Source organism: Streptomyces solitudinis (assembly GCF_036323765.1).
GTDB lineage: Bacteria > Actinomycetota > Actinomycetes > Streptomycetales > Streptomycetaceae > Streptomyces.
The window spans coordinates 525,775-548,688 of record NZ_JAZDCW010000002.1 but is presented as its reverse complement, the minus strand read 5'-3'; the positions used below and the strand labels follow the sequence as shown (position 1 = coordinate 548,688).

18 protein-coding genes and 1 pseudogene are annotated in these 22,914 nt (G+C 74.3%); 11 read left to right on the top strand and 8 right to left on the bottom strand.

Annotated elements, in window-relative coordinates; genetic code table 11:
* Window positions 1-5: 5 nt before the first annotated feature.
* Both xseA and V1J52_RS06095 read right to left on the bottom strand, forming a co-directional pair.
* Window positions 6-1,220, bottom strand: coding sequence for an exodeoxyribonuclease VII large subunit (gene xseA / locus V1J52_RS06100; RefSeq protein WP_330138552.1), 1,215 nt, complete (start codon window positions 1,218-1,220; stop codon window positions 6-8).
* Window positions 1,221-1,229: 9 nt separating this feature from the next.
* On the bottom strand, window positions 1,230-2,612 hold the full coding sequence (locus V1J52_RS06095) for an APC family permease (protein ID WP_330138551.1): 1,383 nt from the start codon (window positions 2,610-2,612) through the stop codon (window positions 1,230-1,232).
* A 57-nt stretch (window positions 2,613-2,669) separates the two neighbouring features.
* On the opposite strand from V1J52_RS06095, the gene V1J52_RS06090 reads away from it, so the two are divergent.
* Window positions 2,670-3,659, top strand: coding sequence for a 4-hydroxy-3-methylbut-2-enyl diphosphate reductase (locus tag V1J52_RS06090; RefSeq protein WP_330138550.1), 990 nt, complete (start codon window positions 2,670-2,672; stop codon window positions 3,657-3,659).
* On the opposite strand, the gene V1J52_RS06085 is transcribed toward V1J52_RS06090, so the two are convergent.
* Window positions 3,656-4,351, bottom strand: coding sequence for a DUF6542 domain-containing protein (locus tag V1J52_RS06085; RefSeq protein WP_330138549.1), 696 nt, complete (start codon window positions 4,349-4,351; stop codon window positions 3,656-3,658). The genes V1J52_RS06090 and V1J52_RS06085 overlap by 4 nt on opposite strands.
* Before the next feature lie 199 nt (window positions 4,352-4,550).
* Between V1J52_RS06085 and ychF the strand changes: the two genes are divergently transcribed.
* Entirely contained in the window at window positions 4,551-5,639 is a 1,089-nt protein-coding gene (ychF, locus tag V1J52_RS06080; RefSeq protein WP_330138548.1) for a redox-regulated ATPase YchF, read from the top strand.
* Between the two features lie 247 nt (window positions 5,640-5,886).
* Here the strand turns inward: ychF and V1J52_RS06075 are convergent, their stop codons facing one another.
* Both V1J52_RS06075 and V1J52_RS06070 read right to left on the bottom strand, forming a co-directional pair.
* A complete protein-coding gene (locus V1J52_RS06075) occupies window positions 5,887-6,294 on the bottom strand; it encodes a PIN domain-containing protein (RefSeq protein WP_330138547.1) in 408 nt (135 codons plus the stop codon).
* The gene (locus V1J52_RS06070) at window positions 6,291-6,566 is read right to left on the bottom strand and encodes a hypothetical protein (RefSeq protein ID WP_330138546.1); all 276 of its coding nucleotides are present in this window, start codon (window positions 6,564-6,566) and stop codon (window positions 6,291-6,293) included. The genes V1J52_RS06075 and V1J52_RS06070 overlap by 4 nt, the downstream gene beginning before the upstream one ends.
* Before the next feature lie 315 nt (window positions 6,567-6,881).
* Here V1J52_RS06070 and V1J52_RS06065 point away from each other — a divergent pair, with 315 nt between their 5' ends.
* Window positions 6,882-8,009, top strand: a complete 1,128-nt coding sequence (locus V1J52_RS06065; RefSeq protein WP_443075739.1) for a DJ-1/PfpI family protein — start codon at window positions 6,882-6,884, stop codon at window positions 8,007-8,009.
* A 78-nt stretch (window positions 8,010-8,087) separates the two neighbouring features.
* Here the strand turns inward: V1J52_RS06065 and V1J52_RS06060 are convergent, their stop codons facing one another.
* A complete protein-coding gene (locus V1J52_RS06060; protein ID WP_330138544.1) occupies window positions 8,088-8,657 on the bottom strand; it encodes a GNAT family N-acetyltransferase in 570 nt (189 codons plus the stop codon).
* A 98-nt stretch (window positions 8,658-8,755) separates the two neighbouring features.
* On the opposite strand from V1J52_RS06060, the gene V1J52_RS06055 reads away from it, so the two are divergent.
* Entirely contained in the window at window positions 8,756-9,163 is a 408-nt protein-coding gene (locus V1J52_RS06055; RefSeq protein WP_330138543.1) for a YchJ family protein, read from the top strand.
* Between the two features lie 69 nt (window positions 9,164-9,232).
* Here the strand turns inward: V1J52_RS06055 and V1J52_RS06050 are convergent, their stop codons facing one another.
* Both V1J52_RS06050 and V1J52_RS06045 read right to left on the bottom strand, forming a co-directional pair.
* Window positions 9,233-9,580 (bottom strand): hypothetical protein, encoded by a 348-nt coding sequence (locus V1J52_RS06050; protein WP_330138542.1) that lies wholly within the window; start codon window positions 9,578-9,580, stop codon window positions 9,233-9,235.
* A gap of 1 nt (window position 9,581) precedes the next feature.
* Complete coding sequence (locus V1J52_RS06045; RefSeq protein WP_330138541.1) at window positions 9,582-10,013, bottom strand: Asp23/Gls24 family envelope stress response protein; 432 nt, start codon at window positions 10,011-10,013, stop codon at window positions 9,582-9,584.
* Window positions 10,014-10,550: 537 nt separating this feature from the next.
* Between V1J52_RS06045 and V1J52_RS06040 the strand changes: the two genes are divergently transcribed.
* From V1J52_RS06040 to typA, 7 genes and pseudogenes are all read left to right on the top strand, one after another.
* On the top strand, window positions 10,551-12,134 hold the full coding sequence (locus tag V1J52_RS06040) for a S8 family peptidase (RefSeq protein ID WP_330138540.1): 1,584 nt from the start codon (window positions 10,551-10,553) through the stop codon (window positions 12,132-12,134).
* A gap of 227 nt (window positions 12,135-12,361) precedes the next feature.
* Window positions 12,362-13,117 (top strand): GntR family transcriptional regulator, encoded by a 756-nt coding sequence (locus V1J52_RS06035; RefSeq protein WP_330138539.1) that lies wholly within the window; start codon window positions 12,362-12,364, stop codon window positions 13,115-13,117.
* Window positions 13,118-13,399: 282 nt separating this feature from the next.
* Window positions 13,400-13,687: a hypothetical protein gene (locus V1J52_RS26100; RefSeq protein ID WP_443075726.1), complete on the top strand. Its 288-nt coding sequence runs from the start codon at window positions 13,400-13,402 to the stop codon at window positions 13,685-13,687.
* Window positions 13,688-13,785: 98 nt separating this feature from the next.
* Complete coding sequence (locus V1J52_RS06025; protein WP_330138538.1) at window positions 13,786-16,266, top strand: SpoIIE family protein phosphatase; 2,481 nt, start codon at window positions 13,786-13,788, stop codon at window positions 16,264-16,266.
* Between the two features lie 239 nt (window positions 16,267-16,505).
* A pseudogene (locus V1J52_RS06020) lies at window positions 16,506-18,263 on the top strand (ATP-binding SpoIIE family protein phosphatase); the annotation flags it as partial.
* A gap of 168 nt (window positions 18,264-18,431) precedes the next feature.
* On the top strand, window positions 18,432-20,753 hold the full coding sequence (locus V1J52_RS06015) for an ABC transporter family substrate-binding protein (RefSeq protein WP_330138537.1): 2,322 nt from the start codon (window positions 18,432-18,434) through the stop codon (window positions 20,751-20,753).
* A gap of 186 nt (window positions 20,754-20,939) precedes the next feature.
* Window positions 20,940-22,805, top strand: a complete 1,866-nt coding sequence (typA, locus tag V1J52_RS06010) for a translational GTPase TypA (protein WP_330138536.1) — start codon at window positions 20,940-20,942, stop codon at window positions 22,803-22,805.
* Window positions 22,806-22,914: the final 109 nt, after the last annotated feature.

Genomic DNA, 22,914 nt, shown 5'->3' with positions numbered 1-22,914 from the left:
CCACCCTAGCCGGGGGGTGTGACGGTGACGGCGAACTCCCCTTCGGCCACCCGGGCACGCAGCACCTCGCCGCCGCCCACCCCGGCCGCGTCCCGCACCGCCGAGCCGTCCGCGCGCTGGAGCACCGCGTACCCGCGGCGCAGCGTGGCGGCCGGGGAGAGCGCCACCACCCGCGCGCGGGTGTGCTCCAGATCGGCGCCCGCCCGGTCGAGCAGGTGGCCCAGCGTGCGGCGGGAACGCAGCAGCAGGTCGTCCACCTGGTCCGCCCGCTCCTCCACCAGCCGCCCGGGGTAGGCCAGCACCGGACGGCTCACACAGTCCGCCAGACCGCGCTCCTGGGCGTCAAGGTGCCCGGCGAGCCACCGCCGCGCCCGGTCACGCAGCTGCGCTATCCGCTCGTACTCCTCGCCCACGTCGGGCACGACGTCCTTGGCCGCGTGCGTGGGCGTACGCGAACGCAGATCCGCCACCAGGTCCAGCAGCGGGTTGTCCGGCTCGTGGCCGATCGCCGAGACGACCGGCGTCCCGCACTCCGCCACCGCCCGCACCAGCCGCTCGTCCGAGAACGGCAGCAGATCCTCCACACTGCCGCCGCCGCGCGCGACGACGACGACCTCCACCAGCGGGTCCGCGTCCAGCTCCCGCACGGCGGCGATGACCTGCGGCACCGCGTGCACTCCCTGGACGGCGACGTTGCGCACCGCGAACCGCACCGCGGGCCAGCGCTGCCGCGCCGTCTCCAGCACGTCCCGCTCGGCGGCCGAGGCCCGCCCGGTGACCAGCCCGACCACGCGCGGCAGGAACGGCAGCGGCCGCTTGCGGGACGCCGCGAACAGCCCCTCGGCCGTCAGCGCCCTCTTCAGCTGCTCCAGCCGCACCAGCAGCTCCCCCATGCCCACGGGGCGGATCTCGACCGCCCGCAGCGAGAGCTGGCCACGCGGCGCGTACCACTCCGGCTTCGCGTGCACGACGACGCGCGCGCCCTCCCCGACGACGTCCGCCACCTGGTCGAACACCTGGCGGAAGCACGTCACGCCGACGGACATCTCGTGCGAGGGGTCCCGCAGGGTCAGGAACACCACGCCCGCGCCGGGACGGCGGCTGAGCTGGGTGATCTGCCCCTCCACCCACACCGCGCCCAGCCGGTCGATCCACCCGCCGATCAGCCGCGACACCTCGGCGACCGGCAGCGGCGCCTCGGGCGACGTGTTGAGAGCCATGCCGCGACCCTACCGGCCGCCTCCGACACCGTCCGGCGCCCGGCCGCCCTCCCGCCGCCGCGCCCGCCGTTCGCCCACGGCCCACACCACCGCGCCCAGCACCAGCCACGCCGCGCCCAGCGCCCGCGCCTCACCGCTCGCCGTCACGACCACCGCCACGACCACCGCGAACCCCGCCAGCGGCAGCGCCACGTGCGCCACCGGACGCACCGCCGAGCCGCCCCGCCGCCGCACCGCGAAGTAGCCGACGACCGACAGGTGCAGCAGCGCGAACGCGGTCAGGGCACCGACGTTGACCAGCGAGACGAGCCGGTCCAGCCCGTTCACCGCGCGGGCCGCCCACACCGCCGCCACGAGCGTCACCACCGCCGACACCAGCAGCGCCCGCCAGGGCACGCCGGTGCGCGGGTGCACCACCGCCAGCCAGCCCGGCAGCCGCCGGTCGCGGCCCATGGCGAACAGCAGCCGGGCCCCGGCCGCCTGCCCGGCCAGCGCAGCGAACGCAGCGCCGACCGCCTTGCTGGCCGCCACCGCCGTCTGGAGCCAGCCGCCGACCGCCGCGCGGGCGGTGTCGTAGAACAGCGTCCCCTCCGCCTCCGGCCCCACCTCCGCGCTGGCGACCGGAGTGAGCACGGCGGCCAGGTACGTCTGGAGCACGAAGAGCGTCCCGGCGACCACCAGGCACGTCAGCACCGCGCGCCCCACCCGCCCCGGGCCGCCGACCGACTCCTCCGCGAAGTTGGCGATGGCGTCGAAGCCCAGGTAGGACAGCACCGCGACCGAGACCGCGCCCAGCACGGCCACCGCCGAGAACCCCGCGTCCCCCGTGAACGGGGTCAGCCAGCCCCGCGCGGGCCCCTCGCGCACCAGCACCACCGCGGCCGCCGCCACGAACACCAGCAGCACCGCGATCTCCAGTGCCAGCACCGCGAACCCGACGGTCGCGGCCGCGCGCACCCCGGAGAGGTTCAGCGCACCGGTCACCAGCACGGCCAGCAGCGTCCACACCCACCGGTCCACGCCCGGCACCAGCTCCGCCATGGCGAACCCGCAGAACAGGTAGGCCACGGCCGGGATCAACAGGTAGTCCAGCGACGCCATCCACCCGGCGGCGAACCCGGCCGGCCGCCCCAGCCCGGCCCGCGCGTACGCGTACACCGACCCGGCCCGCGGCACCACCCGCACCATGCGGGCGTACGACAGCGCCGTCAGCCCCATGGCGACGGTGGCCACCAGGTACACCAGCGCGACCGCGCCGCCGCTGCGGGCGTCCAGCGCACCGAAGATGCCGACGGGTGCCATCGGCGCGATGAACAGCAGCCCGTAGACCAGCAGATCGCGAAACGTCAGGGAACGCCGCAGAGTCCCCTCGAAGGGGGCGGATCGTGGCATACCCGCCAGCTTGCCGTACCCGGTGCGCCCTCCGGTGGACCCGGGCGCGCCCGTACGATGGGTGTCATGACTGCTGACACCGCCCGCCGCGTCCTCCTCGCCGCCCCCCGTGGTTACTGCGCGGGTGTGGACCGAGCCGTCGTCGCCGTGGAGCAGGCGCTGGAGCAGTACGGCGCCCCCGTCTACGTCCGCCACGAGATCGTCCACAACAAGTACGTCGTGCGCAGCCTGGAGAAGAAGGGTGCCATCTTCGTCGAGGAGACGGCGGAGGTGCCGCCGGGCGAGATCGTCATCTTCTCCGCCCACGGCGTCGCGCCCGAGGTCCACCGGGAGGCCGAACGCGGCAAGCTCGCCACGATCGACGCGACGTGCCCGCTGGTCACCAAGGTGCACAAGGAGGCCGTCCGCTTCGCGCAGGACGACTACGACATCCTCCTCATCGGCCACGAGGGCCACGAGGAGGTCATCGGCACCTCCGGCGAGGCCCCCGAGCACATCACCCTCGTGGACGGTCCGGACGACGTGGCCGACGTCGAGGTGAGGAACCCGGAGAAGGTCGTCTGGCTCTCCCAGACGACGCTGTCCGTGGACGAGACGATGGAGACGGTCGACGCGCTCAAGGAGAAGTTCCCCGCGCTGATCAGCCCGCCCAGCGACGACATCTGCTACGCCACGCAGAACCGGCAGACCGCCATCAAGCAGGTCGCCGCCGAGTCCGACCTCGTCCTGGTCGTCGGCTCGAAGAACTCCTCCAACTCCGTCCGCCTGGTCGAGACGGCCCTCGCCCACGGCGCGTCCTCCGGTCACCTGGTGGACGGCGCGGACGAGATCGACGAGGCGTGGCTGGACGGCGTGCGCACCGTCGGCGTCTCCTCCGGCGCCTCCGTCCCGGACGTCCTGGTCGAGGGCGTTCTGGAGTGGCTGGCCGCACGCGGCTACGCGGACGTCGAGGTCGTCCAGCCGGTGCAGGAGCACATGCAGTTCTCCCTGCCGAAGGAGCTGCGCCGCGACCTGCGCGCGGAAGCAGCCGAGAAGACCCGCGGCTAGCCGCGCCCCGGCCCCGCCGGACGGTGCGCCGCACCGGGCGGTGCGCCGGCCCGGGCGGCGTCAGTCCGGGCGCCTGTCCGGGCGGCGTCGGCGCGTGCCTCGGCGGTGCGCGGCGTGCGCGGCTGGGGCGGACGCCCCCGCGCCTCCTCGCGCTCCCGGCGCCGCGCCGCCGCCCGCATCGCCCGCCGGACGAGCGCGGCGATCGCGGTCAGCAGCGTCCCGCCGTACACCCACCCCGCCTCCACGGCCAGCGCCGTGACGATGGCCATCACCCAGCCCGCGAAACCGTCGCCGCCACCGGTGAGGACGAGCAGCCCGGCGGCGTAGGCGATCGGGGCGACGATCGGCGTCGTGAGCCCGTCGGCTGGCCGCACCCACAGCGCGGAGGCGGGCCCCACCAGCAGGAAGAGCAGGCCGTACACGCCCGGCGAGCCGTCCAGCACCAGCCGCACCAGCCCGCCGAGCAGCAGCATCACGGCGACGGTCAGCACCCCGCTGCCCAGCGCCGTCAGCCGCAGCCCGGGCGGCCGCGAGGCCGTCCCGCCGGGCCCGCCGAGCTTGCCGCGTTCCGGCGGCGGCCGCCGGAGCACGGCGGCCCTCCGGGGAGCGCCGTCCCGCGCACCTCGGCGGCCGCCCTCCCGCGCCGGACGCGGCAGGGCGGGACGCAGCCGGCCGCCCGGGGTCACAGACACACGCTGTCGGTCCACCCGACCAACGTAGGAGCCCGCACCCCGCGCCCGCGCCGCTGACACGCCAGGGGTCCTCCGCCCGGCCGCCCGCCGCCCAGGCGACCGGCTCCGTCACCGCAGGGCGGGCACGCCCGTAGACTGGTGGACCGGCCCGCACGCCCGGGCCGTCCGCCCAGCCCCCTTCGCTACGGGAAGTCGCCACGTGTCGCTCACGATCGGAATCGTCGGCCTGCCCAATGTCGGCAAGTCGACCCTGTTCAACGCCCTGACCAAGAACGACGTGCTGGCGGCCAACTACCCGTTCGCCACGATCGAGCCGAACGTCGGCGTCGTGGGCGTTCCCGACCCCCGGCTGGCGAAGCTCGCCGAGATCTTCGGCTCCGAGCGCGTCCTCCCGGCGACGGTGGACTTCGTCGACATCGCGGGCATCGTCCGCGGCGCCAGCGAGGGCGAGGGCCTGGGCAACAAGTTCCTCGCCAACATCCGCGAGTCCGACGCGATCTGCCAGGTGATCCGCGCCTTCCGCGACGAGAACGTCGTTCACGTGGACGGCAAGGTCTCCCCGAAGAGCGACATCGAGACGATCAACACCGAGCTGATCCTGGCCGACCTCCAGACCGTCGAGAAGGTCCTGCCGCGCCTCCAGAAGGAGGCCCGCGTGAAGAAGGACAAGCAGGCCCAGGTCAAGGCCGTCGAGGACGCCAAGGCCATCCTGGAGGAGGGCCGCACGCTCTTCTCCGCGGGCATCGCCCAGGGCACCGAGGCCGCCAAGGAACTGCACGAGCTGCACCTCCTCACCACGAAGCCGTTCCTCTACGTCTTCAACGTCGACGAGGAGGAACTGACCGACGAGGCGTTCAAGGACGAGCAGCGCGCCCTCGTCGCCCCCGCCGAGGCCATCTTCCTCAACGCCAAACTGGAGTCCGACCTCGCCGAACTGGACGAGGACGAGGCCCTGGAACTGCTCCAGTCCGTCGGCCAGGAGGAACCGGGCCTGGCCACCCTCGCCCACGCGGGCTTCCGCACCCTCGGCCTCCAGACGTACCTGACGGCGGGCCCGAAGGAGTCCCGCGCCTGGACGATCCGGAAGGCCGCCACCGCCCCCGAGGCGGCCGGCGTGATCCACACGGACTTCCAGAAGGGCTTCATCAAGGCCGAGGTCATCTCCTTCGACGACCTGGTCGCCGCCGGCTCCGTCGCCGAAGCCCGTTCCCGCGGCAAGGCCCGCATGGAGGGCAAGGACTACGTCATGCAGGACGGCGACGTGGTGGAGTTCCGCTTCAACGTGTAGCGGGTCACGTATCACCACGTCGCTGATCCGGCGGACACGCAGTTGAGAAGGGTCCGGCTCTTTGGAGTCGGACCCTTGTTTCTTCCGCGCTGGGGTTGCCCCAACCAGGACGCCCACAACACCATGGCCGACTACTTCATCACCGACGGGCCCGGCCATCAACGCGATCATCGCCGCCCTCGCGGATGCCTTCTACGAAGCGGCAGTCGATCAGCAGGTGGACTCAACCTGAGTAAGCGCCGAGAGGTCAGACGTCCTTGATCTGCACGCGGTCGCCGCACAGTTTCGACCAGCCGTCGCGGTCCGAGGTCAGAACGAGGACGGGTCCCGGGGAGCGAAGTGCCGTCGCGGCGACGAGGGCGTCGATGGCGTACTTGTGGCCGTGCAGGCCGCCGACGTCGCTCAGCAGCTGCACCGCGGTGAGACTGTCCGCCTGGGTGACGTCCCGGACCTGAAGGCGGGAGAGCAGCCAGCGCAGCCGGGCGGTATCCGTCTTCCCGTGGACGGCCTCCACCACCGTCAGGGCCGACACGAGGACGGACGCGCCCACGCGCCGAGCGGCCTCGATCCGGGTGATCATCTGGCGGTCGTTGCTCAGCAGCAGCGACAGCGCCTGGGAGTCGAGCACCAGGGACCTGGCCGCCGGCTCCTTCACGCGGCGCTGTCGGTCGACGCGTAGGGCGCCAGTGCGTCACCGAATAGTTCGCTCTGCGCGGTCTGGACTTCGGCCTCGCTCAGCGGCTCGTGCTCGGCTTCGTAGGCGGCCACGATCTCGGCGAGGCCGTCCATGGCGAGCTGGTGCCGGACCGCCGCCGTCACGTACGCGGACACTCCGCGCTTGCCGGTACGTGTGCGCAGGGCCCCGAGGAGTTCCGAGGGCATCGAGACGGAGATGTTCTCCGTGCCGCCGGGGCGGGATGACTTCATGAGGGCAGTCTAGTACAGGAACTATTACAGTGCTGCGGTCCTGTGCAGCCTGCTTCCTCCTCTCCGACCCGCGCCGAATGTACTGCTGCCGCCCGGAACAGCGGCGGGTACCCGGACGGCCCTCGTCCGCACGGTCGCCGGTGCCCCGGCCTACGTGCTCGCGGGGCCGAGGCGGCAGCCGGTCCGGGCTGCCCGGACCGGGGCACGGCGATGTTCCAGCGCGGGCCTGCCTCCGCCCGGTGGCCGGGGGCGCGAGGCGGGCGGAGGCGGTGGCGGGGGGCGTGCTGGTATCGGGGCATGGACACCAAGCGGCGCGTGCTCATCGTCGCCTACGACGGCGCGCAGATCCTCGACATCGCCTGCCCCAGCGGTGCTCTGGACATCGCCAACCGGTACGGGGCGCAGCCGCCGTACGCCATCGAGCTGGCCACCCTCGGCCGCCGGGCCGCCCGCAGCTCCGCGGGCATCCTGGTGGGGGCGGCGCAGGGGCTGGAGGCGGTCACCGGAGGTCTGGACACGCTGTTCGTGGTGGGCGGCATCGGCTGTGAGGACGCGGCGGCCGACGAGCGGTTACGGGACCAGGTGCGCCGGCTGGCGGGCCGCAGCCGGCGTGTGGCCTCCGTCTGCACCGGTGCCTACGTGCTGGCCGCGGCCGGGCTGCTGGACGACCGGCGCGCGACGACCCACTGGGGCTGGGGGCAGCGGCTGGCCGAGCGCCACCCCGCCGTGGCCGTGGACGTGCGCCCCCTCTACGTACGCGACGGCAACGTCTACACCTCGGCGGGGGTCACCAGTGCGATCGACCTGACGCTGGCCCTGATCGAGGACGACCACGGGCCGACGCTGGCCCGTGCCGTCGCCCGGGAACTCGTCACCCACCTGCACCGGCCGGCCGACCAGGCGCAGATCTCCACGTTCCTGGCCGCTCCGCCGCCGCAGGACCGGGTGATGCGGGCCGAACGCTCCCTCGCCGAGACCGGCCGTCTCGACGTCCTGCTCGTGCCGGGTGCGGGCAACCGCGGCACCGTCGCGGCGATGAACGACGAGAAGCTCCTGCGCTGGATACGCCGGATCCACCGGCACAGCCGGTGGACGGTCTCCGTGTGCACCGGCAGCCTCGTCCTGGCGGCGGGCCTGCTGGCGGGGCGCCGGGCGACGACCTACTGGGCCTCCGCCGAGTACCTCCAGTCCACGTTCGGCGTGACCTACCTGCCGCAGCGCTACGTGCGTTCCGGGAAGATCATCACCGCGGCCGGGGTCTCGGCGGGAGTGGACATGTCCCTCTACCTCGCGTCGCTGATCGTGGGGGAGGACACGGCCAAGGCGGTGCAGCTCGCTGTCGAGTACGACCCCCAGCCCCCCTTCGCCTCCGGGAACGCCGCGGACGCCGGCCCCCGTCTGAAGGAACGCGCACTGGAGTTGCTGGCCGCCTCGCAGGTGTAGGCGGGCGTGGTCGCGGCGGACCGGTGACGGGCAGCCGGGACGGTGGCGGGGCGGGGACGGAAGGGGGCGGGACGGTGGCTACGGGCGTGTGCCGGTCTGGCGGGCGGCGCGCCAGTCCGGAGCGAGCACGGACCACACCTCCATGTCGTGGCGGGTGCCGCGGTAGGGGTAGCTCTCGCGCAGGACGCCGTCCCTGCTCATGCCCAGCCGCCGGGCGACGGCGATGCTGGGCCCGTTCGCCGCCGAGACGTGCCACTCCACGCGGTGGATGCCCCGTTCCTCGACGGCCCAGTCGATGAGCACGCGCGCGGCCCGGGTCACCAGGCCCCGGCCCACCGCCGACGGCTCCAGCCAGCAGCCCGCCTCGGCGACGCCGTCCGTGACGTCCAGCGTGCGCAGGATGACGGCGCCGACCAGCGTGCCGTCCGCCCATATGCCGTGGATGCGGCCGGTGTCGGCGGCGGTCTTGTCGGCGTACGCCTGGAGGAACGCGCGGCTGGACGCCAGGTCTGTGACGACGTCCGGCAGTCCGTTGTGCCGTCCGATGAACTCGCGTCCCCGGTCCATGTGGGCGTGGAACTCCTCGGCCCGCCACGGCTCCAGCGGGCGCAGCTCCGCTCCGTCGTCCCCCAGGGAGATCGCGTACACCTGTGTCCTCCACCCGCCGCAAGCCCGCTTCGACGGGGGCATCCTCGCACGTGGGCCCGGGACCCGGGGCTCCGCTGGCGGTCGGGGAGGATGGGGGGATGGCACGGGAACGGGTGTGGGACGGGCGGGGCTGCCCCTGCGGGGCGGCGGACGGCTACGCGGACTGCTGCGGGCGGCTGCACGCGGGACGGGCGCGGGCGGCGCGGCCCGAGGAGCTGATGCGGTCGCGGTACAGCGCCTTCGTCGTGGGCGACGCCGCCTACCTGCGCGGGACGTGGCACCCGCGCACCAGGCCCGCCGTCCTCGGCCTCGACCCCGGGCAGCGGTGGCTGGCGCTGGAGGTGCTGGCCAGTACCGACGGCGGCCCGTTCGGAGCGGAGGGCCACGTGGAGTTCCGGGCGCACTACGCGGAGCCCGGCGGCGGTACCGGCGTGCTGCACGAACGCAGCCGCTTCGTCCGCCACGAGGGTGCCTGGGTGTACCTCGACGGCGTCGTCCACGGCTGAGCGGGCGTCCGGGCCGGGCCCGGCCCGGAGCCCGGTCCGGACGCCCGCCGGGCGTGCGGCCCGGGGGCGTCAGTCGAGTGCGGTGACGGTCACGGAGACGGTGAGCGCGGCGCCGGGGGCCAGGTGCGGCCGGGCGGCGGTCTCGGCGGCGGCGCGGGCGGCGCGGGCCACGTCCAGCGCGCGGTGTCCGCGCGAGACGGCGAGGTGCAGGCCGACGCGGGTGTGCGGGCCGCCGGGGCCGGTGCGCGGGTGGCGGACGTGGACGCCCCGGTCGTCGCGGAGGGCTCCCGGCGGCGTCCCCGGGCCGGGGCGCAGGGACGCCACGCCGGGCAGGGCCTCCACGGCGCGGGCCACCGCGTCGGCCAGTTCCTCCTGGCGCGCGGGGGGCGCCGTGTCGCTGGTGCGGGCGTCGTTCATGTCAGCGGCCCTCCGCCTCGTCGCCGGGAACGGTGTGCAGGTCGTCCACGCTGACGTCCACCGCGCCGACGTCCAGGCCGAGCTGTCCGGTGGCCGCGGCGAGGACGCGCTGCCGCACGGCCTCGGCGGTCTTCGGCACCGGGGAGGTGAGGTCGAGCGGTGCGGTGACGCCGATGCGGACCCGGACGGGGCCGCGCGGGAGCCGGGAGCCGGGCAGCGCGGGACGGTGGGCGGGGGCCGTCGCGTCGAGCGGGACGACGCGGCAGTCTCCGGCGCGGACGCCGGGGACGGTCTCGGCGGCGGCGCGGAACGCGCGGGCGGCGGCGGCCTCCGCGAGCCAGGCGTCCTCGTCCGCGCCGCCCAGCGGCAGCAGGGCGCCGGGGCTGTGCTCGCCGGACGCGCCGTCCGGGCCGGGTTCCGGGTTCGTGGTCATGCGCTCATCGCCTCCGTCAGGTAGCGCCGTGCGCGGAAGGCCCTGTGCCGCCGCACGGCGACGGTCACCCGCAAGTCTTCCGGAAAACCGCGCCGGGCGCGTGACGACCGGCCGCGCGTCGGATGCGGCACGGTGCGCGCGCGTGGCGCGCCGGGGGTGGACGGGCGGGTCCCGGGCCCGCGCCGCCGGACGTGGGGGTCCGGGCCCGTCGCCGGGCCGGGGGAGTGGCCGAACGGTGGCCGGACGGCCGGACGGACGTCCTCCGGTGGCTCCCGGCCGTGCTGACGCCTTGTCAGTCCGCGCAGGTCACAGCACGTTGTCGCAGACCGCGTACCGCCGTTCCACACACGTTTCGCACGGAATTACGCGGATTGACCGTCAATTGGCATGACCTCGCTGTGACAGATGCATGAACTGCGGGCGCACCCCTTGTGCGATTCCTATGGTTCGGTGAACCTTTCGGCGACGGCGCGTGAATGTCATGTCCGCGACGTCAACGCCCCCCACTGGCGCACCACCAACGAGAAGGATCTCTCAATGGCAGTGATGCGTTCCCCCAAGCGCAGATGGTCGACCGTGACCGTGGCCTCCGCCGCGGCCGTGGCCATCAGTGTCGGCCTCGCGCTACCCGCCGCGGCCGCCGACAGCCCCGAAGGCGTGATCGCCAACGCGGGCGCGCCGAACGCGATCGCCGGGACCTACATCGTCACCCTCGACGAGGACGGCCCCGACGCGGAGTCGAAGGCAGGCAAGGCGCTCGCCGCGAAGTACGGCGCCGACATCAAGATCACCTACGAGGAAGCGCTCAACGGCTACGCCGTCGAGCTGACCGAGAAGCAGGCCAAGCGGTTCGCCGCCGACCCGGCCGTGGAGAAGGTCTACCAGGACCAGAAGGTCTCCATCAGCGCGACGCAGCCCAACCCCACCTGGGGCCTGGACCGCATCGACCAGCCCAGCCTGCCGCTGAGCAACAGCTACACCTACCCGGACTCCGCCGGTGAGGGCGTCACCGCCTACATCATCGACACCGGCATCCGGCACAGCCACAGCGACTTCCGCGGGCGGGCCCGCTTCGGCTTCGACGCCTTCGGCGGCAACGGCAACGACGGCAACGGGCACGGCACCCACGTCGCGGGCACCGTCGGCGGCCAGACCTACGGCGTGGCCAAGAAGGTCGACCTCGTCTCCGTGCGGGTGCTCAACGACTCCGGCTCGGGCAGCAACTCCGGCGTCATCGCCGGTGTGGACTGGGTGACGCGGAACGCCCAGAAGCCGGCCGTGGCGAACATGAGCCTGGGCGGCGGCGCCAACAGCGCCCTGGACCAGGCCGTCCGCAACTCGATCGCCTCGGGCGTGACCTACGCCGTGGCGGCGGGCAACAGCAACGCCAACGCCTCCGGGTTCTCCCCGGCGCGCGTCGCCGAGGCCCTGACCGTCGGCTCCTCCACGCGGACCGACGCCCGGTCCTCCTTCTCCAACTACGGCTCGGTCCTGGACCTCTTCGCGCCGGGGTCGGACATCACCTCCGCGTGGATCGGCAGCGACTCGGCGACCCGGACGATCTCCGGCACGTCGATGGCCTCGCCGCACGTCGCCGGTGCCGCCGCCCTCGTGCTGGGCGAGAACCCGTCCGCCAGCCCGGGCCAGGTCGGCTCGGCGCTGAACTCCGCCGCCGTCACCGGCAAGGTGACCAACCCCGGCTCCGGCTCCCCGAACCGGCTGCTCCAGACCGGCGAAGGCGACCCCGGCGACCCGGGCGACCCCGGTGAGCCGGGCGAGGGCCGCTTCGAGAACGGCAACGACGTCACCATCTACGACAACCGGACCGTCGAGTCGGCGATCACCGTGAGCGGGATGTCCGGCAACGCCCCCGCCGACCTCCAGGTCGAGGTCAACATCCAGCACACCTACATCGGTGACCTTCGGGTCGAGCTGGTCGCCCCGACCGGCGCCGCGGCGGTCCTGAAGGACTTCGGCACCGGCGGCAGCAGCGACAACATCAACCAGACCTACAGCGTCAACGCCTCCTCGGTGGCGGCCAACGGCACGTGGAAGCTGCGCGTGACCGACAACGCCCTCTGGGACTCGGGCAAGATCGACGCCTGGGCCCTCCAGTTCTGATCCGTCCGGCAGCGCCGGCCCACTCGCCGCACACGGCGCGTGACCGATGAACCGGCCCCCACGGCCCCGCCGTGGGGGCCGGTCCGCGCGCCGGGCACGTCCGCGTCCCCGCGGGGCGGCTTTGAACTGCGTCTCATCACATCGGGTGAATCGTTGGCCGGTTATTGCGCGGCGCAACCCAGCGTTGCCAAGCTGTGGCCGGACCGTCGAGAGATGTGGGAGGAAATGTGCCTTTCGGTGAACAGCCCGCGTACCTGCGGGTGGCCGGGGACCTCCGCCGGAAAATCCTCGACGGTGTGCTGCCTCCGCACGCGCGGCTGCCCTCGCAGGCCAGGATCCGCGCCGACTACGGGGTGTCCGACACGGTGGCGCTGGAGGCCCGGAAGGTCCTGATGGCCGAGGGCCTGGTCGAGGGCAGATCGGGCTCGGGCACCTACGTGCGCGAGCTGCCCGAGCCGCGCCGCGTCGCCCGGACCGGCTTCCGCGCCGTCGGCGGCCCCTCCACGCCGTTCCGCCAGGAGCAGGGGGACGACGGCGTCAGGGGCACCTGGGAGTCGTGCAGCGTGCAGGAGGCGGCGGGCGGCGCCGTGGCGGCGCGCCTGCGCATCGAGCCGCAGGACCGCGTCATGCGGACGCGCTACGTCTTCCGCAGTGGCGGGGAGCCCATGATGCTCTCCACGTCCTGGGAGCCGCTGTCCCTGACCGGCCGCACGCCCGTGATGCTCCCCGAGGAGGGGCCGCTGGGCGGGCAGGGCGTGGTGGAACGGATGGCGGCGATCGACGTCGTCGTGGACAACGTGGTGGAGGAGGTCGGCGCGCGCCCCGGGCTGGCCGACGAGATGGCCGCGCTCGGCGGCGTCGCGGGGCACTGCGTCCTGGTCATCGCGCGCACCTTCCGCGCGGGCCGCCGCCCGGTGGAGACGGCCGACATCGTCATGCCGGCCGACCGCTACCACGCCACCTACCACCTCCCGGTGCGCTAGCTGGCGCACCGGCGCCAGTCCCACGCGGCCCCGGCCCAGCTCCCCACCGGCACCGCCGGCCCCCGCCGCCGTCCGGCGACGGCGGCCCCGTCGGCACGCGCCGCACGCGGCCCGGCCGCCCGCCGTCCGTGTGGCGCGGGTCACGCCGGTCACGCGGGTGTGCGCCGGGTGGCGCTGGCCGAAAGCGTGCCTCTTCGTGCCAGATCGAATGCGGTGCGTGAATGTCAGGCGTACGCTCGGGCATATGCGGAAAGCGGCATCATGACGGTCAGGGGAGGGGCGATGGGCGAGAGCACCACGCGGCCCTGGATGGTGATACGGCAGGACGAGGACGGCGGCCGCTACCGGGTCGGGCGCTGCGCCACCCGGGTCGAGGCCGAACGCCTCGCCCACCGGCTCGGGGCGACGCACTCCGGCGTGCGCCCCGGGGCCGACGGGGCGGGCCGTCCGGGCGAGGCGTCACCCCCGGACGGCGCGCCGGTTCCGGAGGCGGCGCCCGGCACGTCCGGTGGCGGGCCGCAGCGCTATCTGGTCGAGCGTTTGGAGCAGCCGAGCGGTGACCCTGTCTGACCCCGGGCACAATCGGGGGTGCGGGCCGCGGGGCCGCCATCGCCGGGACGGTGTCCCAGAGGTTCCGGCGCTGCCACCCGAACAGGGACGTGTGCGGAGTGAGCGAGGAACCGAGCGCAGTCGATTCGCTGCTCGACACGCTGCGCTTCGGCGTCGTCATCCTCGACACCGCGGGCCGCGTCCTGCTGTGGGGGCCGACGACCGAGGAACTGCTCGGCTGGCGCAGTGACGAGGCCGCCGGGCACCGCTTCACCGAGTACCTCGTCGCCGAGGAACGCGAGGCGGACCCGGCACCGCGGCTCTACGCCGCACTGCGGCGCGGCAGGCTGTGGCGCGGCGCGCTGCGCGCCCGGCACCGGGACGGGCACACGGTCGAGATCGAAGGGCGGGCCTCACTGCTGGAGGACGCCGACGGAGAGCCGTTCATTCTGGCCAATGTGGTGGAGATCAGCAGACTGCGCGCCATCGAGCACGATCTCGCCGCCCTGGACGCCCTGTTCGACTCCTCCCCGCTCGGCATCGCCCTCTTCGACGAGCAGAAGCGCTTCGTGCGCGTCAACCAGGCGCTGGAACGGCTCAACGGCATGCCCGCCGAGCGCATGCTCGGACGCACCGTGGAAGAGGTGCTGCCACCCGGCGTCGCCCGGGAGGTCGCCGAGGTGCAGGCCGCGGTCCTCAGCACCGGGCGCACCCTCGTTGACATGGTGATGACCGCCCCCGACGGCCGGGGCGCTCGCTCGGTGTCCTACTCGCGGCTCACCGACCGCGCCGGGCAGGTGATCGGCACGAGCTGCACGGTCATGGACATCACCGAACGCCGCGACGCCCTGGAGAAGGCGGAACGCTCCCGGGAGCGGCTCTCCCTGCTGGACGACGTCGGCGTCGCGCTCGGGGACCTGCTCGACGTCCGCGAGATCTCCCAGGCCCTCGCAGAGTCCCTGGTGCCGCGCTTCTGGGACTACGCGGGCGTCATGCTGCACGGGGCCGTCGTCTACGGCGACGAGCTGCCCGGACGCCTGCCCGTCTCCGGCGTCCCGCTGCTCCAGCTCGGCGTCGCGGGCAAGCGGCGCGGTCTCGAAGTGGAGCGGATGCTGCGCGTCGGCCAGGACATCGCCTTCGCGCCCGACTCGTTCTTCGCCACCGTCCTCGCCAGCGGGCGCCCGCACCTGGCGTCCTCGCAGCGGGAACTGGCGGACGCCACCTTCCCCGGCGATCCCAAGGTGCAGGCCGCGATCGACCTCGGCATCCACTCCCTGATGACGGTGCCGCTGCGGGCCCGCGGCATCGTGCTGGGCCTGCTGGTCATCAGCCGCGCCGACGACAGCGAGCCGTTCGACCGGGACGACGTCGCCCTCGTCATGGAGCTGGCCGCGCGCGCCGGGACGTCCCTGGACAACGCCCGGCTCTACGCCAGGGAGCGGGAGGGCGCGCTGATGCTCCAGCGCAGCCTGCTCCCGCAGCGGGTGCCCTCGCCGCCGGGCACGCGCGTCGGCTACCGCTACGTGCCCGGCAGCAGCGGCACCGAGGTCGGGGGGGACTGGTTCGACGTCATCCCGCTGGCGGGCGGCCGGGTCGCGCTGGTGGTCGGCGACGTCATGGGGCACGGGCTGCGGGCCGCGGCGACCATGGGGCGGCTGCGCACGGCGGTGCGCACGCTCGCCGCTCTCGACCTCAGCCCCGACGAGCTGCTGCGGCGCGTCCACGACCTGGCCGACGACCTGGCGCAGGGCCCCGAGGAACCGCTCATGGCCACCTGCGTCTACGCCGTCTACGACCCCTCCACCCGGCTGTGCTGCATCGCGAAGGCCGGGCACGTGCCGCCGCTGCTGGTCACGCCCGACGCCGCCACGGGCCGGTGGCGCGCCCGCCCCCTCGCGCTGCCCTCGGGCGCGCCCCTGGGGGTGGGCGGAGTGCCCTTCGAGGCACGGGAGTTCACCGTCGAGGAGGGCGCCGTGCTCGTCCTGTACACCGACGGGCTCATCGAGTCCCGGCACGAGGACATCAGCGAGGGGCTGGACCGGCTGTGCGCGCGGCTCAGCGGTGCGGAGGGGGAGCTGGACGTCGAGGACCTGTGCGACGACGTCATCGGGACGCTCGCGCACGGCGGCGCCAGCGCGCCCGAGTCCGTGGACGACGTCGCGCTGCTGCTCACCCAGCTCGGCGGCCTCCCGGTGGACAGCGCCGCCGCCTGGACGTTCCCAGCCGAGGTGCTCGCCGTGCGCCGGGCACGCCACCAGGTGCGCCGCACCCTGGAGGACTGGGGGCTCACCGCGCTGACCGACGAGGCGACGCTGCTGGTCAGCGAGTTGGTCACCAACGCGCTGCGCTACGCCCACGGCCCCATCGGGGTGCGCATGGTGCGCGGCGCCTCGCTCCTGGTGGAGGTCTCCGACCCGCTGCCCGATCCGCCGCGGGCGCGCGTGCCCGCGGCGGACGACGAGGGCGGCCGCGGCATCCAGCTCGTCGCCCGGTCCGCCCGCCGCTGGGGCACCCGGCACGGGGCCATCGGCAAGACGGTGTGGTTCGAGCTGACCCTGCCCGGTGAGAAGAACCACAGGGCAGGGCAGCACGCCCCGTGATGGTTGCGGGAGCCGCCGGAGCCGGAAAGGGTGGGGAAGGCCGGGGCGTGCGGGCGCGGGAGCGCGCGCGGTCCGGCTGACGCGAACCGGGTGTCGGGCCGCCCGCGGGCTGCGACACTGCTGGAGTGCGCGGACGGCAGCCCCGGGGGCGGCCGGACACGCGGCGGGAACGACGGGGCTGACGGGAAGGGGCGGCGTTGAGCGATATTCCAGTCGAGGCGGGCAAGCCGGACGACGTACGCCGGGCCCTGGCGCTCCTCAACGCCGCAGGCGCGCGCATCGGCAACTCCCTCGACCTGGAGCGGACGGCGCGCGAACTGCTCGACGTCGCCGTACCGCAGTTCTGCGACCTGGCCTCCGTCGACCTGTTCGAGGCGGTGCTCGCCGGGGACGAGGCGCGGCCCGGCAGCGGCGGGGAGGGCAGCGCGCCGCTGCGGCGGGTGGCGCTGGCCAGCGCGGTCGGCGACGGCTCGTACGCGGACGCCGTCCCCCTCGGAGCCACGCACCGCTACGCCTTCGAATCGCCGTGCGCGCTCGCGCTGCGCACCGCCCGGGTACGCCCCGTGGACCCGCCCGCGCCGCACGGCGGCCACCCGTCACCGCACTTCGGGCTCCCTGTGCACTCCACCCTCGCCGTGCCCATGGTGGCCCGCGACCGGGTGCTGGGCCTGGTGCAGTTCTCCCGGACGAAGGGCAGCGAGCCCTTCGGGGACCGGGACGCGGCGCTCGCCGCCGAGCTGGCCGCGCGGGCCGCCGTCTGCATCGACAACGCGCGGCTGTACCGGCGCGAGCACGAACGCGCCCTCATACTGCAACGCAGTCTGCTGCCCCCCGACGACCCGGAGGCGTCGGGCCTCGACATCGCCTGCCGCTACCGCCCCGGCACGGCGGCCACCGAGGTGGGCGGCGACTGGTTCGACGTCATCGAGCTGCCCGGCCACCGCACCGCGCTCGTCGTCGGCGACGTGATGGGCCGCGGTCTGCGCGCCGCCGTCGCCATGGGGGAGCTGCGCACGGCCGTGCGCACGCTGGCGCTGCTGGACCTGGAACCGGCCGAGGTGCTGGAGCGGCTGGACGAGATCGCGGCGGGCCTGGGCGGCTCCGCCTACCGGCGGCGCGGCGGCGGCACCCCGGACGACCTGGCCGAGGTCTACCTCGCCACGTGCGTCTACGCCGTGTACGACCCGGTCGCGCGCCGCTGCACGTTCGCCAACGCCGGGCACCTGCCGCCCGTCCTGGTGGAGCCGCCCGGCCGGCGGGAGGCGGGGGAACCCCCGCTGCTGCTGGAGGTGCCCGGCGGTGTGCCGCTCGGCGTGGGCGGCGAGCCCTTCGAGCAGATCGAGGTGGAACTGCCGGACGGCGCGCTGCTGGCCCTCTACACCGACGGGCTCGTCGAGTCCCGGGACCAGCCGCTGGACGCGGGGCTCCAGGCGCTGCGGACCGCGCTCACCGACTCCGACCGCCCGCTGGAGGACGTCTGCGACCGGGTGTTCGCCGGTACGGACACCGACCACGGCGACGACGACATCGCGCTGCTGCTCGCCCGCGTCCAGGGGCTGCCGCGTTCGGCCGTCGGGGACTGGCTGCTGCCCGCCGAGCCGCGGTCCGTCGCCCGCGCCCGCGAGCTGGCCTGCGCCCAGCTCGCCGGCTGGCGGCTGGACGGCCTGATCGACACGACGGAGCTGCTGGTCAGCGAACTGGTCACCAACGCCCTGCGGCACGGGGAGGGGGAGATCCGGCTGCGGCTGCTGCTGGACCGCACGCTGGTGTGCGAGGTGTGGGACGCCGGGCTGGTGCAGCCGCGCCGCCGCCGCGCCCGGGACACCGACGAGGGCGGTCGCGGCCTGCAACTGGTGGACCTGCTCTCCGCCGGGTGGGGCAGCCGCCGCACCCCGCGCGGCAAGACGGTGTGGTGCGAGCTGACGCTGCCCGACGAGGACACCGTCAAGCCGCCCGACTCCGTCGACGCCCTGCTGGACGCCTTCCCCGCGCTGTGACGCCGGGCGGCCCGCGGCCCCCCGCCAACCGGGTGGCCTTTCCCCCCGGGTGGGCCGTGTCGGCCCGGGCGTGCCGCTGACGGCACGTTCGATGGGCGGCGAAAGATGTGATGAGCCGCCTATCCGTTGTGCCGACCGGATCGGGCGTCAGCTCCGGAGGTAGTCGTCATGCCAGCCGTGCCAGCCGCGCCCCCAGCACCAGCCGTACCGGCCGCGCCGGACAGGAGGACGGCCACCCGGCCCCGGGCGGCCGTCCTCGCCGCTTTCCTGCTGCTGCCCTGCGCCCTCACCGGCTGCGGCGCGGAGGAGGACAGCGGCGAGGGCAAGAGCGGCGCCGCCCGCGACCTGTCCGTCGCCGCCCGCGATCAGGTGCGGGACGGCGGCGTCCTGCGCTGGGCCGTCGAGACGGCGCCCAGCACGCTCAACGCGTTCCACGACGAGGCCGACGCCACCACGGACCGGATCGCCGGGGCGACGCTGCCCGCCCTGTTCACGGTGGACAGCCGAGGACGCCCCCAGCTCAACACCGACGTCCTGGAGTCGGCGGAGGTCACCGAGCGGGAGCCGCAGCAGAAAGTCGTCTACACGCTGCACCCCGAGGCCCGGTGGAGCGACGGCCGACGGGTCGGGGCGGCCGACTTCCAGGCCCAGTGGAAGGCCCTCAGCGGTGCGGACAACGCGTTCTGGGCGGCCCGCAACACCGGGTACGACCAAGTCCACAAGGTGGCAGAGGGGCCGGGGCCGCGCGAGGTCGAGGTCACCTTCGCCCGTCCGTTCAGCGACTGGAAGTCCCTCTTCACGCCGCTCTACCCCGAATCCGTCACGGGCGAGCCCGAGGCGTTCAACGACACCTCGCGCACCAGCCTCCCGGTCGCCGCGGGCCCGTTCCGCGTCGAGGACGGCACGCTCGACCCCGGCGCGGACGCGGTCACGCTGGAGCGCAACCCGAAGTGGTGGGGGGAGACCGCCAAGCTCGACGCGATCGTGCTCACCGCCGTCCCCCGGAAGGAACGCGCGCGGGCGCTGGCGGCGGGCCGCGTCGACCTCGCCGAGATCCGGCCGTCCACCGCCGAGCGCATCGCCGCCGCGAAGGAACCGGCGAGCACCGGGCGCGGGGCGGCCCGCGGCGACGCCGGGGCGAAGACGGCCGGGGGTCAGGACGCGACGGAGGACGCGGACGCTGAGGACGCCGCGCAGGAGAAGGACGCCGCAAAGCAAGAGGACGCCGAGAAGGAGAAGGACGGCGGAAAGGAGGAGAAGGAAGAGGGCGCCGCGGAGAAGAAGGACGGCGGCGCCGCGCAGGGCGCGGAGACCGGGGGCGGGGCCGGGGACGCGGCGGACACCGGGCGGCGGAACCTGCGGCAGTACGCCGTGCGCCGCGCGTACGCCCCCGTCTACCTCCAGCTCGCGCTGAACGGTTCCACGGGTCCGCTGCGGGACGAACGGGTCCGCCGGGCGGTGGCCCGCGCCCTGGACCGCGAGGCGCTGGCCGCCGCGGCACTCGGTCCGGCCGGGCTCGACGGGCGGGCGCTCGGCAGCCACCTGCGCATGTACGACCAGGCCGGTTACCAGGACGGCAGCACGGCGCTCGGCGAGCCCGGCCCCGCGTCCGCCGCGGCGCTCCTGGCGTCGGCGGGCTGGCGGGGCGGGCCGCCGGCCGACGCCGGCCCCGGAGCCGGGGCGGACGCCGGGCCGGACGGCTCCCCGTTCGCCGTGACCGCGCCCGTCCTCACCGGGCTGACCCACAGCGCGGCCACCGGCCACGCCGCCGTCCTGCGGCAGACCGCGCACGCGCAGACCCGTGCCGCCCGCGCCGCCGGGAAGGACGGGGACGACGACGCGGCGCGGCGGAGGAAGGCGGCCGAGGCGGCACGGGAGAAGGCGGCCGAGGCGACGGAGGCGCTCGACCGCGTGCTCGGCGGCCTGCTCCGGGCCGAGGGCGGCAGTCTCGTGCGGGCCCGCGAGGGCGAGAAGCTGGAGCTGCGCCTCGTGCTGCCCGCCGGGGACCGTACGAGCCACGTCCGCAGGACCGGGGACGGCATCGCGCGGATGCTGCGACGGGTCGGTGTGGACGTCCGCATCACGCGGGTGCCCGACGCCGCGTTCCTCCAGGACCACGTCGTCTCCGGCGACTTCGACCTGGCCCTGTACTCCTGGCCCGCGACCGCCTTCCCGGTCACCGACACCCGGCCGGTCTTCGCCAAACCGGTGGTCTCCCTCGACGGCGCACTGCTGATCGAGCAGAACTACACCCGCGTCGGCACCGACCAGATCGACCAGCTCTTCGAGGAGGCCGCCGGAGAGCTGGACGAGGACGCCAGAGCGGACCTGGTGCGGCGCATCGACGCCCGGCTGTGGGCCGCGGCCGGTTCCCTCCCCCTCTACCAGCACCCGCAGCTCGTGGCGGTGGACCGGCGGCTGGCCAACGCCGGGGCGTTCGGCCTCCAGACGCCCCGCTACCAGGACATCGGCTTCGTCCGGCGCCGCTGACGGGCCGCGCCGGGGTCGCGCGCCGGACGTCCCGGGGCCCGCGCCGGGGGCCGCCGGGAGCACCGGTTGCACCCCTGCCCGTACCATGGGGGTCCAGGCCGCGGCGTCACCGAGATGAGCCCGGCGGGCACGCGGGCCCCACCCGTCCGCGCAGCCATCCACGACTCCGGGAGAAGCGCCGCAAGCATGCCCACGCGCCACGACATCCGAAACGTCGCCATCGTCGCCCACGTCGACCACGGCAAGACCACCCTCGTCGACGCCATGCTCCGGCAGGCCGGAGCCTTCGCCGCCCACCAGCAGGTGGACGAGCGGGTCATGGACTCCGGTGACCTGGAGCGCGAGAAGGGCATCACCATTCTCGCCAAGAACACCGCGGTCAAGTACCACCCCAAGAGTGGTGGCGGCCCGGTGACGATCAACATCATCGACACCCCGGGGCACGCCGACTTCGGCGGGGAGGTCGAGCGCGGCCTGTCCATGGTGGACGCCGTCGTCCTCCTGGTCGACGCCTCCGAGGGGCCGCTGCCGCAGACGCGCTTCGTGCTCCGCAAGGCGCTCCAGGCGGGGCTGCCCGTCATCCTGTGCATCAACAAGACCGACCGCTCCGACGCCCGCATCGCCGCCGTCGTGGACGAGACCTACGACCTGTTCCTCGACCTGGACGCCACCGAGGAGCAGATCGAGTTCCCCATCGTCTACGCCTGCGCCCGGGACGGCGTCGCCTCGCTGACCAAGCCGGAGGACGGCACCGTCCCCGGGGACAGCGACAGCCTGGAGCCGTTCTTCACCACGCTGCTGGAGACGGTCCCGGCCCCCGTCTACGAGGAGGGCGCGCCGCTCCAGGCCCACGTCACCAACCTCGACGCGGACAACTTCCTCGGCCGCATCGCGCTGTGCCGCGTGCAGCACGGCACCCTGAAGAAGGGGCAGACCGTCGCCTGGATGAAGCGCGACGGGTCCGTGCAGAGCGTGCGCATCACCGAGCTGCTGATGACGGACGCGCTCACCCGGCGTCCCGCCGAGCAGGCGGGCCCCGGCGACATCTGCGCCGTCGCGGGCATCGCGGACATCATGATCGGCGAGACCCTGGCCGATCCCGAGAACCCGGTCGCGCTCCCGCTGATCAAGGTGGACGAGCCCGCCATCTCCATGACGATCGGCACGAACAACTCGCCGCTGGTCGGCAAGGGCGGCAAGGGGCACAAGGTCACCGCGCGCCTGGTGAAGGACCGGCTGGACCGCGAGCTGATCGGCAACGTCTCGCTGCGGGTCCTGCCCACCGACCGTCCCGACGCCTGGGAGGTGCAGGGCCGCGGCGAGCTGGCCCTGGCCATCCTCGTCGAGACGATGCGGCGGGAGGGGTTCGAGCTGACCGTCGGCAAGCCGCAGGTGGTCACCCGGGAGATCGACGGCAAGCTCCACGAGCCGGTCGAGCGCATGACCATCGACGCCCCCGAGGAGCACCTGGGGGCCATCACGCAGCTCATGGCGTCCCGCAAGGGCCGCATGGAGACGATGACGAACCACGGTTCGGGCTGGGTGCGGATGGAGTTCGTCGTGCCCTCCCGGGGCCTGATCGGCTTCCGCACGGAGTTCCTGACCGAGACGCGCGGCACCGGCATCGCGCACTCCATCTCCGAGGGCCACGAGCCCTGGTTCGGCGAGCTGCGCACCCGTAACAGCGGCTCCCTCGTCGCCGACCGGGCCGGCGCGGCGACGGCGTACGCGATGATGAACCTCCAGGAGCGCGGCACGATCTTCGTCGAGCCGGGCACCGAGGTGTACGAGGGCATGATCATCGGCGAGAACTCGCGCGCCGACGACATGGACGTGAACATCACCAAGGAGAAGAAGCTCACCAACATGCGGGCCGCCTCCTCGGACACCACGGAGAACCTGGTGCCGCCGCGGAAGCTGTCGCTGGAGCAGGCGCTGGAGTTCTGCCGCGAGGACGAGTGCATCGAGGTGACCCCCGACACCGTCCGCATCCGGAAGGTGAACCTCGACCAGCGTGAGCGGGCCCGCGCGGCCTCCCGCGCCAAGCGCTGACCGCTCCCGCAACCGCAGCCGCGCCGCTGCCGCACCCCGAAGGGCCGGGCCCCCGTGACGGGCCGCCCGGCCCTTCGGCGCGCTCCGGTGCCTGTACACGAGATGGCGT

Coding starts and splice junctions, on each gene's coding strand:
- xseA (WP_330138552.1), bottom strand. CDS start 1,220: ATGGCTCTCAACACGTCGCCCGAGGCGCCGCTGCCGGTCGCCGAGGTG.
- V1J52_RS06095 (WP_330138551.1), bottom strand. CDS start 2,612: ATGCCACGATCCGCCCCCTTCGAGGGGACTCTGCGGCGTTCCCTGACG.
- V1J52_RS06090 (WP_330138550.1), top strand. CDS start 2,670: ATGGGTGTCATGACTGCTGACACCGCCCGCCGCGTCCTCCTCGCCGCC.
- V1J52_RS06070 (WP_330138546.1), bottom strand. CDS start 6,566: ATGAAGTCATCCCGCCCCGGCGGCACGGAGAACATCTCCGTCTCGATG.
- V1J52_RS06055 (WP_330138543.1), top strand. CDS start 8,756: ATGGCACGGGAACGGGTGTGGGACGGGCGGGGCTGCCCCTGCGGGGCG.
- V1J52_RS06050 (WP_330138542.1), bottom strand. CDS start 9,580: ATGAACGACGCCCGCACCAGCGACACGGCGCCCCCCGCGCGCCAGGAG.
- V1J52_RS06045 (WP_330138541.1), bottom strand. CDS start 10,013: ATGACCACGAACCCGGAACCCGGCCCGGACGGCGCGTCCGGCGAGCAC.
- V1J52_RS06040 (WP_330138540.1), top strand. CDS start 10,551: ATGGCAGTGATGCGTTCCCCCAAGCGCAGATGGTCGACCGTGACCGTG.
- V1J52_RS26100 (WP_443075726.1), top strand. CDS start 13,400: ATGGGCGAGAGCACCACGCGGCCCTGGATGGTGATACGGCAGGACGAG.
- V1J52_RS06015 (WP_330138537.1), top strand. CDS start 18,432: ATGCCAGCCGTGCCAGCCGCGCCCCCAGCACCAGCCGTACCGGCCGCG.
- typA (WP_330138536.1), top strand. CDS start 20,940: ATGCCCACGCGCCACGACATCCGAAACGTCGCCATCGTCGCCCACGTC.